Annotated in this window: 9 protein-coding genes; 3 read left to right on the forward strand and 6 right to left on the reverse strand. The window is 69.0% G+C overall.

Annotation, left to right across the window (positions count from 1 at the left end; translation table 11 throughout):
* Nucleotides 1-540: 540 nt before the first annotated feature.
* The 5 genes from VER16_RS10940 to VER16_RS10960 form a co-directional block, all read right to left on the reverse strand.
* Entirely contained in the window at nucleotides 541-1074 is a 534-nt protein-coding gene (locus tag VER16_RS10940; protein ID WP_414716043.1) for a hypothetical protein, read from the reverse strand.
* Nucleotides 1074-3515 (reverse strand): penicillin-binding protein 1B, encoded by a 2442-nt coding sequence (gene mrcB / locus VER16_RS10945; RefSeq protein ID WP_324808037.1) that lies wholly within the window; start codon nucleotides 3513-3515, stop codon nucleotides 1074-1076. The genes VER16_RS10940 and mrcB overlap by 1 nt, the downstream gene beginning before the upstream one ends.
* Before the next feature lie 74 nt (nucleotides 3516-3589).
* Complete coding sequence (locus tag VER16_RS10950; protein WP_324808039.1) at nucleotides 3590-4534, reverse strand: glycosyltransferase family 2 protein; 945 nt, start codon at nucleotides 4532-4534, stop codon at nucleotides 3590-3592.
* A 126-nt stretch (nucleotides 4535-4660) separates the two neighbouring features.
* Nucleotides 4661-6232 carry a hypothetical protein gene (locus VER16_RS10955; protein ID WP_324808041.1) on the reverse strand — a complete coding sequence of 524 codons (1572 nt, stop codon included), beginning with the start codon at nucleotides 6230-6232 and terminating at the stop codon, nucleotides 4661-4663.
* Between the two features lie 30 nt (nucleotides 6233-6262).
* Nucleotides 6263-8422, reverse strand: a complete 2160-nt coding sequence (locus tag VER16_RS10960; RefSeq protein ID WP_324808225.1) for a bifunctional (p)ppGpp synthetase/guanosine-3',5'-bis(diphosphate) 3'-pyrophosphohydrolase — start codon at nucleotides 8420-8422, stop codon at nucleotides 6263-6265.
* 242 nt (nucleotides 8423-8664) lie between these two features.
* On the opposite strand from VER16_RS10960, the gene pgaC reads away from it, so the two are divergent.
* Genes pgaC through VER16_RS10975 form a run of 3 tightly spaced genes read left to right on the forward strand, consistent with a single transcriptional unit; the run spans nucleotide 8665 to nucleotide 10952 of the window.
* Nucleotides 8665-9921, forward strand: a complete 1257-nt coding sequence (pgaC, locus tag VER16_RS10965) for a poly-beta-1,6-N-acetyl-D-glucosamine synthase (RefSeq protein ID WP_324808227.1) — start codon at nucleotides 8665-8667, stop codon at nucleotides 9919-9921.
* Nucleotides 9918-10370: a poly-beta-1,6-N-acetyl-D-glucosamine biosynthesis protein PgaD gene (gene pgaD / locus VER16_RS10970; protein WP_324808043.1), complete on the forward strand. Its 453-nt coding sequence runs from the start codon at nucleotides 9918-9920 to the stop codon at nucleotides 10368-10370. Before pgaC ends, pgaD begins: the two co-directional genes overlap by 4 nt.
* A gap of 57 nt (nucleotides 10371-10427) precedes the next feature.
* Entirely contained in the window at nucleotides 10428-10952 is a 525-nt protein-coding gene (locus VER16_RS10975) for a hypothetical protein (RefSeq protein ID WP_324808045.1), read from the forward strand.
* Nucleotides 10953-11005: 53 nt separating this feature from the next.
* Here the strand turns inward: VER16_RS10975 and hrpA are convergent, their stop codons facing one another.
* The gene (gene hrpA, locus VER16_RS10980; RefSeq protein ID WP_324808047.1) at nucleotides 11006-15088 is read right to left on the reverse strand and encodes an ATP-dependent RNA helicase HrpA; all 4083 of its coding nucleotides are present in this window, start codon (nucleotides 15086-15088) and stop codon (nucleotides 11006-11008) included.
* Between the last annotated feature and the right edge of the window lie 63 nt (nucleotides 15089-15151).

Below are 15151 nucleotides of genomic sequence, written 5' to 3' on the forward strand. Positions count from 1 at the left end.
GCGCAGGCAAAGGCAACGGCAACGGCGTGGTTCATGGCTCTGGGTTGCTGCGTGTTTGGCGGGGCGGGAGGGGCAGGCAGGACACGCCGTTAACCCGTCCATGGGGGCTCGATGGCGCCATCCATGGCGCCAACGGTCCCGCCTGCCCCTCCCGCCCCGCCTTCGGCAGTTTCCCGGTGACGGATGGACATGCTTCGTGGCGTCGCGCTTGCTCGACTGGATTCAGAAGCGGTAGTCGAACGGAAACAAGAAGGGGTCGGAGCCGTTTTCCTGCGGAAAACGGCTCCGACCCCACGGCGAGTGCGCGCAGCGCGCGATCCGCTTTTGATCTGCTTTTTTCTTTTCCGTGGCTGGACGCACACGGAAACTGTCAGAGGCCGGGCGGGTGGGCTGCGCAGGGGCGCAGGCGCCATGGATGGCGCCTACGAGCTTACAGGGACGTACTTGCAGCGTCCCCTGCGCAACCCACCCGCCCGGCCCAATCACATGACCCGCATTCCGCGACCAGCCACGAGGGGCTGCGCCGTTGGCTGGAACACCTCAGTACCGCTTGATCCCCGGCACCGTGCACCCTTCAATCTGCGCATGCGCCGACACCGCATTCTCCTTCTCGCCGCGCGCCAACCGCGCCTGCTCGATCGTCGCCCAGTGCCGGCGGCACAGCGGCCCGGTCTTCGAGCCCAGATCCACCGCCTTGCGCGCGAAGGTTTCCGCCTCCGCCCACTGGCCCTGCAACAGCGCGATCTCCGCGCGTTCCTGCAGCACCGCCGGGTCGCCGGCCACGATCTGCAGTGCCTGGTCCAGGCTGCCTGCGGCCGCAGGCAGATCATTGCCCTGGCGCTGCGACAGCGCGGTCTGGCGCAGGTCTTCCACCTGCGGGTCCCGCAGCGGCTGCACCGACAGTTCCTTGTCGTCCGGGCCGGCAGCGGCTTCCACGGCCGCCAAGCGCTGCGCCGGCGTGGTGGTGTCCACCGGCTTGGCCGCCGGCGGCGGGCTGCTCACGCAGGCGGCCAGGGCAAGGCTCAGGCCGGTCACGGCCAGCAGCGGATACAGGGATCGAAAGGTCATCGGCATCACCGGCTGGGAGGGGGAGTAGCGGCAGCGGGCGCTGCGGCAGGTTCGGCGGCAGGCGGTTCCTGCTTGCGGTCCAGGCCGAACCAGCTGCGCCAGCCACCGCCTTCGCTTTCACCCCCCTGCTCGTCCGGCAACGCAGCCGGGGCGCAGGGGGCGTAAGCCGGCGCGTAGCCGACCACGAACGGGAAGCGGCGCGCGTCCGGGCAGCTTTCATCGGTGCTGTTGGTACCGGTGGCGGCCACCGACTGCCAGTCCAGCCCCTTGTTGCTGACCTTCAGCGGTGCACTCGGCAGGCGCTGGAAGATGCCCGACCACACCCGCATCGCACCGGTGGCGCCGTACAGGCCCGCCTGTTCGTTCTGGTCGTTGCCCATCCAGATCACCGCCAGATGATCGCCGGTGTAGCCGGCATACCAACTGTCGCGGCCGTCGTTGGTGGTGCCGGTCTTGCCGGCCGGCTGCAGGCGGCCCAGGCCGTCGGCGTTCAGGCGCTGCCCGGTGCCGCTGGCGACCACCTGCTGCAGGCCGATGCTGATCAGGTTGGCGGCAATCGAATCGCCTTCCTGGGCCGGCGCCGGGGTCTTGTCGTAGCGCTTGAGCAGCTTGCCCTGCGGATCGAGCACGCCACGCACCGCATGCAGCGGCTGGATCTCACCACCGGAGGCCAGGAACTGATACAGCTGGGCCATCGCGTACGGGCTCTGGTCGGTCGAGCCGAGGATCACCGCCGGGTTGGCATCGGCCTTGATGCCGGCCAGCACGTGGATCAGCTGGGTCACCCGTTCCGGGCCGACCTGCATGCCCACGCGCACGGTGGCCTGGTTGTAGGAATGGGCCAGCGCATCGATCAGGCGCACGGTGCCATGGCTGCGGTTGTCCGCATTGCCCGGGCTCCAGTTGCGGCCGCGGCCGAGCTGCACCGTCACCGGTGAATCATCCACCCAGCTGGCCAGCGAATAGCGGTCCGGCTGGGCCAGGGCCAGCAGATACACGAACGGCTTCAGCAGCGAACCGACCGGGCGCTGCGCCTCGATCGCACGGTTGAAGCCGACCTCGGACACTTCGCGGCTGCCGATCACCGCCACCACGTCGCCGTTGTGCACATCGGTCATCACCATGCCGGCCTGAAGCTCGGGACGACGCTTGCTTTCCAGCGATTTGATGGTGCGGGTCACCGCGCCTTCGGCGTAGGCCTGCGCGGACGGCGACATGCCGCTCATCACGCTCAGGCCGGCGCCCTGCAGGGCCGATTCGGGGTAGTCATGGCCGAGCTGGCGGCGCACCAGGTCCACATAGGCCGGGAAGCGGTTGGCCGCCACCAGGCCCGGGCTCTTGGGCACGCCCAGCGGGGCCTTCAGTGCGCGCTGGTATTCGGCGTCGTCGATCAGGGATGCTTCGTGCAGCTTGCCCAGCACGAAGTTGCGGCGGTCGGTCGCCCGCTCCGGGTTGCGCCGCGGGTCGTAGTAGGACGGGCCCTTGACCAGGCCGATCAACAGCGCGATGTGCTCGGTATCGAGCGAGGACAGATCACGGCCGAACCAGAACTCGGCACCGGAGGACATGCCGTGGATCGCCTGGCTGCCGCGCTGGCCCAGGTACACCTGGTTCAGATACGCCTCGAAGATGGTGCGCTTGTCGTAGCGCGCTTCCATGATCAGCGCGTACAGCACTTCATTGAATTTGCGGGTGAGGGTCTGTTCCTTGCCGATGCCGAGCAGGCCGCTGCGGGCCAGCTGCTGGGTCAGCGTGGACGCGCCCTGGCGGCTCTGGCCACCGGAACGGATGGTCACCCATACCGCACGTGCGATGCCGGACAGGTCGATGCCGTGGTGGCGGTTGAAGTCCTTGTCCTCCACCGCCTGCAGGCCGGTCACCAGCAGGTCCGGCGCTTCGTTCATGCGGATCAGGCGGCGCTCTTCCTGCTTCTGGCCGTACAGCGTGGCGATGCGTGCCGGATCCAGGCGTGCGGCCTTCAGCGCCTTGCGCGAGTCGGCATCACGCAGCGAGGCGATGCTGCCGCCGGACAGCGACAGTTCCACCCGCTTGGCGGCGACGTGGCCATCGACATCGTTGTAACCGCGGCTGGAAATGGTGAAGCGCCCGCCCTGCACCGCATAGGTGGCCGGATCCTTGCCCTGGCCATCATCGCGGTAGGCCGAGGCAGCCAGTTCGGTCTTCAGCGTGGCCGCATCCATCGCCTTGCCGGGCACCAGTACCAGCGGGCGCGCATAGACACGGGTCGGAATCTGCCAGCGCAGTTCACCAAAACGCTGGGTGACCTGCTGGTTCAGATACAGCGTATAGGGAATCAGGAAGCCCAGACCCAGTGCGACTGCCGCCATGGTCCAGGTGATCAGCCGGCGCCGCCACAGGGGGCCTGCGTCCTGCTGGTCGTCGTCGTCGAAATCGTCGATGTCGTCGGAATCGTAGCGTCGGGGCACGGGAATGCGGGAATGTAGGGTCAGGCGAGTCTACCCCAGCCCTTCGCCGGGGAAAGATCTGGAATTGGGCCTGTTCAGCGATTACCCGGTGGCAGGCCGCCGGTAACGCCGCGCATGCCGTCCCACAATCCTTTCAACATGAACCGCAGCCGAACCCATCGCGGCGCCAGGAACAGGCCATTGCCCACCAGCTTCAGCAGCAGACGGGGAATGTCCTGCGCGATCCACACGCGTGGGGTGTAGGCACGCGCGTACAGCAGCACCCGGTTGCGCATGATGAAGTACAGGCGGAACGGCTTGTGCACGATCACCCCGTCCGGCTTCGCGCGCGAGGGCAGCAGTTCCTCGCCGATGCTGTGGCTCATCTGCGCATCGCAGATGCCGTACAGCGCATACCCGGCGCGCTTGGCGCGGAAACACCAGTCCATGTCCAGGTTGTCGATGAACAGCCCTTCGTCCATCGGGCCGATATCGTGCAGCGCCTTCATCGGCACCAGCGAGCCGGACGTGATGAGGAAGTCGCACGACACGCGCTGCCCCGGCCCGCCGCGCAGCTTGTGGTTGAGCGGAAAGCCGAAGCGGACGAAAGGCGCCAGTACGCCGCTGCGTGAATCGCGGAACTGGGGACCGACGGCAGCAACCGGCCCGGCCTGCGTGAGTTCGGCCAGCGCCGTCCACAGCACATCGACCATGCCCGGCGCCAGAACGCTGTCCTGGTCCATCAACAGGACGTGGTCGTACCCCAGCGCGGCCGCCGTTTCGTACGCACGGTTGAGCGCGCAGCCAAGCCCCACGTTGTGCGGCGAGGCGACCAGGCTGACGCCCGCCCTGTCGCCCAGCAGCGCGGCGACATCGACCCCGCCACTGCCATTGTCAAACACCACCAGATGGCCCACCTGCTGCAGGACACTATCAACCACGCGCGGCAACAGGGCCGGGTCAGGGCCATAGGTAACGATCACCGCGCAGACGCGGGATGCATCGCCATCGGCCGCGTGCGCGGGTGCCTGCCCGATCATCGGGCCCACCGCAACGCGGCCAGTACGCTCCGGTCGACAGGGAGTTCAGGTGCTGCGCAGGACATGGCCGGAGGGGGGGAAGTTGGAGCCGCTGGACTATACCCGACTCCCTGGCATGACGCTGGATCAGCGCCGCCAGGACTCCGCCCCCGCCTGCCGCAGGCGCTGTTCAAACGCGGCCAGCTCCGGCAGGTCCGGTTGCAGCTGGCGAACCTGCTCGATGGCAGCTTCGGCAAAGCCCACATCGCCGCGGCCCAGCCGCTCGCTGCCGAGGGCCAGCCAGCGCTGCGCCAGCCGGACCCGTGCCGAGGCCAGGCCCGGTGCGGTCGGCGCCAGGGTCTGCCAGGCCTGCAGGCACGCGCCCGCCGCCTGGACCCGGTTCTGCCGCAGGTTGTCATCGAAGCACTGCCGGCTGGCGGGCAACAGGCGCGCCGCCGCCGCCCTCACCCGTGCATCGCGCGGGGCCAATGCCTGCGCCTCGCGCAGTGCATCGAAGGCGCTGTGCCCGGGCGGGCTGATCCAGCGCCCGTCCCGCTCGGCGCGATCAATCTGCCGCAGGTGGTCGCGCAGCTGCCGCTCACGCTGGGCCGCGCTCATGGTTGGATGTTGCTGCGCATTGCGTGCCTGCTGGGCGCGCTGGATACGCTGCGCGGCCTGCTGCACCGCTGCCGGCGATGCGCCCAGCGCGGCGGCCCGTGCGCGATCGGCCTCGGCCGCTTCAAACTGGAAATCGGCGGCCTGCCGCTGGCTGCGCGCCAGCAGCGCCTGCGCGGTCTGATCACGCCCACGCAACGCATTGGCATCATCCGGCGCCACCGCCAGCACCGCTTCAAACGCTTGGGCGGCAGCCTCCAGCTTCTGCTGCTTCAATGCACGCTGGCCCTCGCGCAGGCGCTGGTCCAGCGCGCGCGACAGCGCCTCCTGGCTGGCCGGCAGATCGGTGTGGCCGGCATCGAACTGGCGCGCACGCTGCAGCACGGTGGCAGCCGGCGCCAGCTCGCCGCGCGCGGCCAGCGCCCGTGCCTGCTGCAGCAGGTCGCTCAATGCGTCCTCACGCCCTTCCAGCGCTGGCAGATAGTCCGGCTGCAGGGCCAGGATGCGCTGGAACAGCGGCAGCGCGCTGCTGTCGCCCTCATCGAGGCGGCCAGCGGCAAAGGCATTGCGCGCCTGCGCCAGCAGGGCGCCGATGCCGGCACCGGCGCTGCGCCGCGCCTGCAGCTGCCGCGCCACCGCATCGGCCTGGCCCTGCGGCACCTGCAGTTCGCGGGCCAACGCCAACGCCTCCGCGCTGCCCTCAAGATCACCGGCCTGCAGGCGGTCACGTGCCTGCTGCAGCGCGGCCGCAGCGGTGCTGGCCAGTCCCTGCCGCGCCGGCAGGCGATCACCATCCAGCGCCAGCGCGGCCTGGTAGCGTTCGCGCGCGCCACTGCCATCGGCCGCCGTCAGCCGCCCGGCGGCCAGCGCGCGGTCGCCCTCGGCCAGCAGTTGTTCGATCTGCGGTTCGTCCCAGAACCAGTCGGCCAGTGGCCTGCGCAGCAGCACCAGCGCCACGAACACCACCACCGCCGCCAGCAATGCCCAGCACCAGACCCGGCGCGCGTGGCGCGCCTGCAGCCACCACCAGCGGCCCTCGCGACGAACGCGGTCCAGCGCGGGGTGGTCGGCGCCGTGGCGGCGATGCGGGGGCTCGCGTTCCATGCGTGCAGGGTAGCCGGGGCAGCGTGAAGCTCAGCCCAGACGACGCGCCTCGCTCACGCCCGGCAGTGCGTCCAGCTTGCCCAGCAGGTTGGACAGCTGGCCGTAATCGCTCACCTTCAGGCGCAGGCGCAGGTGCGCGCGGCCGCTGTTGCGCACGTTGTCGCTGTGGATGTCGAGCACGTAGGCGTCTTCCTGTGCGATCAGATTGGTGATGTCCTTCAGCAGCCAGCGGCGGTCGACCGCGCTGACCACCACGTCCACTTCGTAGCCACCGCCTGCCTGGCCCCATTCCACCGGCAGGATGCGCTGCGGGCTGGCCGCGGAAAGGCGCGCCAGCGCCGCGCAGTCTGCGCGATGCACGGTGACACCACGGCTACGGGTCAGGTAGCCGACAATGGGTTCGCCGGCCACCGGCTGGCAGCAGCGCGCCAGCTGCACCAGCAGGTTGCCCACGCCCTGCACGGTGAACTTGGACTTGCCCAGGTTCTCGCGGCGCGCGGTCGGCCGCGGCAGGGTCGGCGCCGGCGCCGGCTGGCTGGCCGCACGCTCGGCTTCCAGCAGCGCACGGCTGACCTGGTTGGGCCCGGTATCGCCCAGCGCCACCTGGATGTACAGGTCGTCGACGCTGTCGGCATGGAATTTCTTCGCGGCAGCGGCCAGGTCCGAATGCTGCAGGCCCAGCCGCTTCAGTTCGCGTTCCAGCAGCTCGCGGCCGGCCTGCACGTTGCGCGCGCGGTCCAGCTTGTGGAACCAGCTGCGCACCTTTTCGCGCGAGCGGTTGCTGGCCAGGAAGCCCAGTGCCGGCATCAGCCAGTCGCGGCGCGGGTCGGCCTCCTTGCCGGTCAGGATCTCCACGCGGTCGCCACTGCGCAGCCGGTAGGTGAGCGGCACGATGCGGCCGTTGACCTTGGCACCACGGCAGCGGTGGCCGACCATGGTGTGCACCTGGTAGGCGAAATCGAGCGGCGTGGCGCCCTGCGGCAGGTCCAGCACCTCGTCCTTCGGGCTCAGCGCATAGACCCGGTCTTCGGTCAGCTCCGCATCCAGCGCGCCGGCCAGTTCGCTGCCCTGCCCGTCCTGCGCCTGCTCCAGCAGCTGGCGCATCCAGGTGATCTTGCGATCAAACGCCTTTTCCGCGCCCTTGCCGCCTTCCTTGTACTTCCAGTGCGCGGCCACGCCCAGCTCGGCCTGCGCATGCATGTCGTGGGTACGGATCTGCACTTCGATGGTGCGCCCTTCCGGGCCGACCACGGCGGTATGCAGCGACCGGTAGTCGTTGGCCTTGGGGCGCGCGATGTAATCGTCGAACTCGCTCGGCACCGGCGCCCACAGCGCGTGCACCACGCCCAGCGCGGCGTAGCAGGCGGCCACGTCGTCGACCATCACCCGCACCGCGCGGATGTCGTACAGCTGGTCAAAGGCCAGCCGCTTCTTCTGCATCTTCCGCCAGATGCTGTAGATGTGCTTCGGCCGTCCGCTCACTTCGGCGTGGATGCCCTGCGCGGCCAGTTCGCGCGACAGCGTCTTCTTGACGTGCTCGACATAGCGCTCGCGGGCGATGCGGGTTTCATCGACCTCGCGCGCGATGCGGCGATAGGTATCCGGTTCCAGGTGGCGGAACGCCAGGTCTTCCAGCTCCCACTTCAGCTGCCAGATGCCCAGCCGGTTGGCCAGCGGGGCGTGGATGTCACGGGTCAGCTGGGCCAGCGCACGGCGCTGCACTTCATCCAGCTTGTCGGCCGCACGCATGCGCGCCAGCTGGCGGGCCAGCAGGATCGGCACCACCCGCAGGTCGTGGATGATGGCCAGCAGCAGGCGACGCAGGCCCTCGCTGTTGCGCCCGGCCTCACGACCGGCATGCAGCGCCCACACCGGGTCGGCCGCGTCCTGGCCGTCGAGCAGGCCGATCACTGCCGCCTTGTGGCTGCCCAGCGGCAGGGTGTCCAGGTGCGCGCGCAGACCCGGCAGGTCGAACAGCAACGCGGCCAGCACTGCGCCGTCATCGGCCGACAGCAGGGCCAGCGCGTCCAGCGTATCGGCCAGGACCGGCCAGCTGCTGGCACGCATCTCGTGTGGGGTATCGGTGGCATCCCACAGCTGCAGCAGGGCTTCGCGCAGCGGTGCGGGCAGCACCGCCGCCGAGGGACGGTTCAACAAGGCTTCCAGGCCGGGGACAGACGCGCGGTTCACAGCATCGGACATCAAAGACAGAGGCCCCTACGGTAACGCTCCACCCGTTCAGGAACAATCGTCACCGCTACCCTTCGCACTCATGTCTTCATGCCTGCATGCCGTGGTGATCACCGGGCATGCGTGGGCATTCCTGACTGGACGGTTCAGACAACCACGCCGGGTTTACAACGCGACCGGCATGGTCGAGGCCGCTGCGGCAGTGGTCCGCAGCATGCCTGCGGGGAGTGCCGATGTCGTGGATGGAAAGCGTTTCACCCGTCTCACTGCTGTTCAATTTCGCCTTCTTCTATCCGGTCATCATGGCCTTCTTCTGGATGGTTGGCGGCATCTACTACTACCTGCGCCGCGAACGCGGGTCTGCGCTCCCTGACGCACCGCCGCCGCTGCACATCCAACCGCCGGTCAGCGTGCTGGTGCCCTGCTTCAACGAAGCGACCCACATCGCCGACACGATCCATGCCATCGCGGCCCAGGTCTATCCACGCCTGGAGATCATCGCGATCAACGATGGCAGCAGTGACGCCAGCGCCACCGTGCTGGAGGGGCTGCTGCCGCAGTACCCGAACCTGCGCGTGGTGCATCTGGAAGAAAACCAGGGCAAGGCCAACGCACTGCGCATCGGCGCCCTGGCTGCGCGCTCGGAATACCTGGTCTGTGTCGACGCCGACGTGCTGCTGGACCCGCACGCCACCCGCTGGATGGTCGGCCACCTGATCGACGGCCCTCGGGTCGGCGCGGTCACCGGCAACCCGCGCGTGCGCAACCGCACCACCCTGCTGGCACGCATGCAGGTGGGCGAGTTCTCGGCCATCATCGGCCTGATCAAGCGTGCCCAGCGCGTCTACGGCCGGCTGTTCACCCTGTCCGGCGCGATCTGCGCGTTCCGCCGCACCGCGTTGCACCGGGTCGGCTTCTGGAACGATCGCATGGTCACCGAAGACATCGACATCTCCTGGCGCCTGCAGCTGGATGGCTGGGATATCCGCTACGAGCCCAACGCACTGTGCTGGGTGCTGATGCCCGAGACCCTGCGTGGACTGTGGCGCCAGCGCCTGCGCTGGGCCCGCGGCGGCGTGGAGGTACTGCTGCAGCACGGCCGCAAGGTGCTGTCCTGGCGGCGACGGCGGATGTGGGGCGTATTGCTGGAATACGCGCTGAGCCTGGCCTGGGCCTACACGATGCTGGTCATCGTCATCCTGTGGCTGCTGGGCAAGGCGATGCCGCTGCCCCGCGCCCTCTACGTCGATACCCTGCTGCCGCGCTGGCACGGGGTGGTGCTGGCCCTGGTGTGCCTGCTGCAGTTCGGCACCAGCCTGCTGATCGAACGCCGCTACGAGCGCGGCCTGGCACGCCAGTTCTACTGGGTCATCTGGTATCCACTGGCGTTCTGGACCATCGGCATGGCCGCGGCGGTGGTGGCCCTTCCCCGCACACTGCTGCCATGGCGGCAGCAACGCCGCGCACGCTGGATCAGTCCGGATCGGGGGCTGTCATGACCCCGGCGCCCGTCATCGTCCGCCCCGAACGGCTGGCCCGGCAGAAGCGCCTGCTGCAGCGGGCCGCCACCCTGCTGGCCTGGTCGGCCTACGCCTGGCTGTGGGTGCCGCTGGTGACCCTCATCGCCTGGGTGCTGGGCCTGCAGGCCGGCTGGCAGCGCCTGTACCTGCAGCGCAACGCGGTCGATCCCTTCATCCTGGCCGCGTTGCCGATCATCGCCCTGCTGTGCGGGCTGCTGCTGATCGGCTGGGCGGAATACAACCGGGCCCGCTTTGCCGACGCCGACCGCCGCCTGCGCCGCTCGGACGTGGCCGACGCAGCCGTGCAGGCCCGCCTGCAGGCGCCGGCCCAGGTGATGCAGACACTGCGCCGGCACCGGGTGGTGACCGTGCGCATGGACGATCAGGCACGACCGGTGCGCGCCTGGAGGACGCAACGCAGGCCGTAGGGGGGTGCTGGCCCGCATGCGCTGCTCTACACTCGGGCCACATCCAGGAGGAATGCCATGTCCCTGCGCCTGTTGCGCCCGCTGTGTGTCGCCCTCGTTCTGTGCACTGCCGCGTTGCCGGCCCTGGCCCAACGCGTTGTCGATGGCGATCTGCAGCAGCAGATGAGCCCAGAGGAGTTCAAGGCCGCCGGTCTGGACAGACTGAGCGCCGCCGAGCTGGCCGCGCTCAACCGCTGGCTGCAGGGCAAGGTCGAAGCGGCCACCACCCAGGCGGTGGCCGCCGTGCGCGAAGAGGCGCGGGAGGAAGGCCGCCAGGAAGTGATCGTCAAGAACCGTGGCTTCTTCGACTTCGGCAGCAGCGAACCGGTCACCGGCGTGCTGCAGGGCGAATTCCGCGGCTTCGGCAAAGGCCGCACCTACACGCTGGACAACGGCCAGGTCTGGGAACAGGTCGACGCCACCAGCGTATCCGGCGTGCGGGCGCAATCGCCGAAGGTCAGCATCAAGCCCGGCTTGATGGGCGTGTGGTACATGAAGGTCGACGGCGTGAACACCCAGCCCAAGGTGCGCCGCACCAAGTAACGCCGTGACCTTGCTGTAGAGCCGAGCGTGGGCTCGGCTCTACAGGACCGGATTCACGCCTGGCGCAGTGCGGTCACCCGCTGCGCCAGCTTCTTGGCCGAAATGCCGGTGCGCGCGCCCAGTTCCTGCGCGAACAACGACACCCGCAACTCTTCCAGATCCCAACGCAGCGCCTGCCACTGCGGTCGCTCGCGCAGGCCCTGCGCGTCCCCTTCGCGCAGCGCATCCAGGAATGGCGTCAGTTCCAGCATGCGCGCCTGGTCGCGTGGCGGATCGCGCTTGGCGCGTTCGGTACGCAGGATCATCGCTTTCAGGTAGCGCGGATACTGAGCCAGCGCATCGGCCGGCGTATCGCGCAGGAACCCGGGGTGGATCAGGCCGACCAGCTGCGCTTCCATGTCGTCCAGGTTGCCGCGCGCCCAGCCCATCAGCGGCGCTTCCAGCAGCGGCTTCAGTTCGGCCACCAGCGCCAGGATGGTCTCGGCCAGCTTCAGCCGCGACATCGCTTCGCCGAACAGCGCCTTGGCCGCATGGTCGCGACGCTGTTCGAAGGCCGCCGCATCGCGGATGTCCTCCAGGCCCTCGGCCAGCACTGCGTTCATCGCCGCATCGACCAGATCGCCACGCAGGCGCTCCTGCGATTCGATGGCCGCGTACAGCAGGCCGGTCTTGGGCGCGACCGGCAGCTGCTTGCGTGCCTGCTTCACCTTCTCGGCCAGGGCGATTTCCAGCAGGCGGCGCACACCCAGCGGATGGGCCTCCTGCGCCTGCTGGCGGTCGGCGAAGATGCGCAGCGCCACGCTGTCACCTTCGTCCAGCAGCGCCGGGTACGCGGGCACGCCGGCTTCGCCGGGCACCTGCAGCGGAATCGGCGTGGCCGGGAACGTCCGCAGGCCGTCGGCCGCCATTTCGCGGCCGGCACGCGCGGCGAAGGCATCACCGGCACGGCCACCAAACTTCGCACGCAGCGCATCGAGGTCACGCGAGGTCGCCAGCACCTTGCCGTGCTCGTCGCGCAGGCGCAGGTTCATGTGCAGGTGCGGTTCGATCGAACCGGGCTCGAAGTCCAGCGCGGTCACCGTCGCGCCGGTCGCGCGCGACAGGAAGCGCGCCAGCTCGCCGGTGATGGCATCGGCGCTGGGCTGCGGGAACGCCTCGAAGAAGGCGCGACCGAAATCCGGTGCCGGCACGTAGTTGCGGCGCATCGCCTTGGGCAGGCTGCGGATCAGCGCCGAGGCCTTGTCGGCCACGAAGCCCGGCGCCAGCCAGCCCAGCTGCACCGGGTCCAGCGCATTGAGCAGGTGCAGCGGCACATCCAGGGTCACGCCGTCATCGTCGGCACCTGGTTCGAAGCGGTAATGCAGTGGCAGCCGTGCCTGGCCCAGCGGCAGGTACTTCGGGTAGCGCTCCTGTTCGCTGCCTTCGCCGGGCAGCAGGTCCACCAGCGACCAGTGCAGGCTTTTGCGCTGCTCCGGCGGGAGTGCCTTCCACCAGGTATCCAGGCCGGCCGCCGAATGGATCTGCGGCGGCACGCGATCCAGGTACCAGCGCGCCTGCCAGTCCTCGTCGGCGACGATGCCGGCACGGCGCAGCTTGGCCTCTTCCTCGCGGGCCAGTTCCAGCACCTTCTGGTTGTCGGCCACGAAGCTGGCGCGGGTGTTGATCTCGCCGGTCACCAAGGCCTGCCGCACGAAGATGTCATGCGCTTCGCCGGGTTCGATGCGGCCGTAGTGCACCGGCTTCTTCGGCGCCAGCACCAGGCCGAACAGGCTGATCTGCTCGGAGGCCAGCACCTGGCCCTGCGCGCGCGACCAGTGCGGGTCGAAGTGCTTGCGCAGCAGCAGGTGCGGCAGCTCGGCAATCACCCAGTCCGGCTCGATCGCGGCCAGAGTCATGCCCCAGACCTTCTGCGTGTCCAGCAGGTTGGCCACCAGCAGCCACGGCGGCGGGCGCTTGGACAGCGCCGAGCCCGGGAACGGCAGGAAGCGGCGCTGGCGCGGCGCCTGGAAATCACCCTTCTCGGTGCGGTGGCCGATCTGCGTCGGCAGACCCGCCACCAGTGCACGGTGCAGCGTCTGGTAGGCGGCAGCGCGCACACGCTCGCTGAAGCCACCACCGGCCGGCGCCTGTTCCTTCTGCGCGCGCACGGCCACCGGGGCCGGTGCGGCTTCGGCCTTGCCTTCGCGGGCCAGGCGCGCGGCGCGGTGCAGCTGGCCACGGGTGGCCTTCACTGCCGCTGCATCATCACGCGCCGGGGCAGGCGCACTGCTGCCAGCCAGCAGCGGTGCCATCGAGGCATCAGTGGCTTCTTCCTTCCAGCCCAGTTCCTCGCACAGCAGGCGCAGCTGGCGATGCAGCTCGCGCCATTCCCGCATGCGCAGAAAGCCGAGGAAGTGGCGGCCGCACCAGTCGCGCAGCTTGGACTGGGTCAGATCTTCATGGGCCTGCCGGTAGGCGTCCCACAGGCGCAGCACACCGACGAATTCCGAGCGCCCATCGGCAAACTGCGCATGCGCGCTGTCGGCCGCGCCGCGCGCTTCGGGCGGCCGTTCGCGCGGGTCCTGGATGCCCAGGAACGAGGCGATCACCAGCATCGGCCGCAGGCAGCCGGCGGCCTGCGCGGCCACCAGCATGCGCGCCAGCTTCACGTCCACCGGCAGACGCGCCATCTGCTTGCCGATGGTGGTCATGCGCCGCTCGGCATCGATCGCACCCAGCTCGGTCAGCTGCTGCCAGCCATCGGCCACGGCGCGTTCGTCCGGTGCTTCCAGGAACGGGAAGTCCTCGATGCGGCCCAGGCCCAGCTGCAGCATGCGCAGGATCACCCCGGCCAGGCTGGAGCGGCGGATTTCCGGATCGGTGAATTCCGGCCGTGCCTGGAAATCGGCTTCGGCATACAGGCGGTAGCAGATGCCCTCGGCGATACGGCCGCAACGGCCCTTGCGCTGGTTGGCGCTGGCCTGCGAGATCGGCTCGATGTGCAGGCGGTCCAGCTTGTTGCGCGGGCTGTAGCGCTTGACACGGGCGAAGCCCGGATCGACCACGTAGCGGATGCGCGGCACGGTTAGCGAGGTTTCCGCCACATTCGTGGCCAGCACGATGCGCCGGTTCGGGCCCGGATTGAACACCCGGTCCTGGTCCTGGTTGGACAGCCGCGCGTACAGCGGCAGCACTTCGGTATTACGGTACTTGCGCCGCTCCAGCGACTGGTGCGCGTCGCGGATCTCGCGTTCGCCGGGCAGGAAGATCAGCACGTCGCCGCGCGAATCCAGGCGGGTGATCTCGTCGATGGCCGACACGATGGCATCGTTGACGGTGCGCTCGCCCTGGTCTTCGCCCTCGCCTTCCAGCGCGCGGTAGCGCACTTCCACCGGGAAGGTGCGGCCTTCCACGCTGATCACCGGCGCATTGTCGAAATGCTGGGCGAAGCGTTCGGTGTCGATGGTGGCCGAGGTGACGATCAGCTTCAGGTCCGGGCGCTTGCGCAGCAGCTGTTTCAGGTAGCCCAGCAGGAAGTCGATGTTGAGGCTGCGTTCGTGCGCCTCGTCGACGATGATCGTGTCGTAGTTCGACAGCCAGCGGTCACTGGCGATCTCCGCCAGCAGGATGCCGTCGGTCATGAACTTGATGCGGCTGTCGTCGCTGACCTTGTCATTGAAGCGCACCTGGTAACCCACCAGCTGGCCCAGTTCGCTCTGCAGTTCCTGCGCCACGCGGCTGGCCACCGCACGTGCGGCGATGCGGCGGGGCTGGGTGCAGCCGATCATGCCGGCCTGGCCACGGCCCGCGGCCAGGCACAGTTTCGGCAGCTGGGTGGTCTTGCCCGAGCCGGTTTCGCCGGCGATCACCACCACCTGGTGGTCGCGGATCAGGCCGATGATCGCCTCGGCTTCACGCGCAATCGGCAGCTGCGGGTCCAGAGTAATGGATGGCTGCTGTTGCGCCCGCACCTGCCGGCGCTGCACCGACGCCTGCAAGGCCTGCTCGAAGGTAGCGGCCAGCGCCGCATCCTGCGGTTTGGCCTGGCAACGCGAGAGCATTCCCAGCAAGCGGCCCCGGTCGCGGCTCATGGCACCGTCGATGGCGGCACGCTGTTGGCGCAGGCGGGGCGGCGGATTTTTATCGATAGCGTTCATCAATCGGTTCGTTCAAAACTTTGAAAGCGACCAGTCATCAAGACTGATCTACTGTGAAGGCCA

This window comes from Stenotrophomonas sp. (assembly GCF_035634915.1).
Lineage (GTDB): Bacteria > Pseudomonadota > Gammaproteobacteria > Xanthomonadales > Xanthomonadaceae > Stenotrophomonas.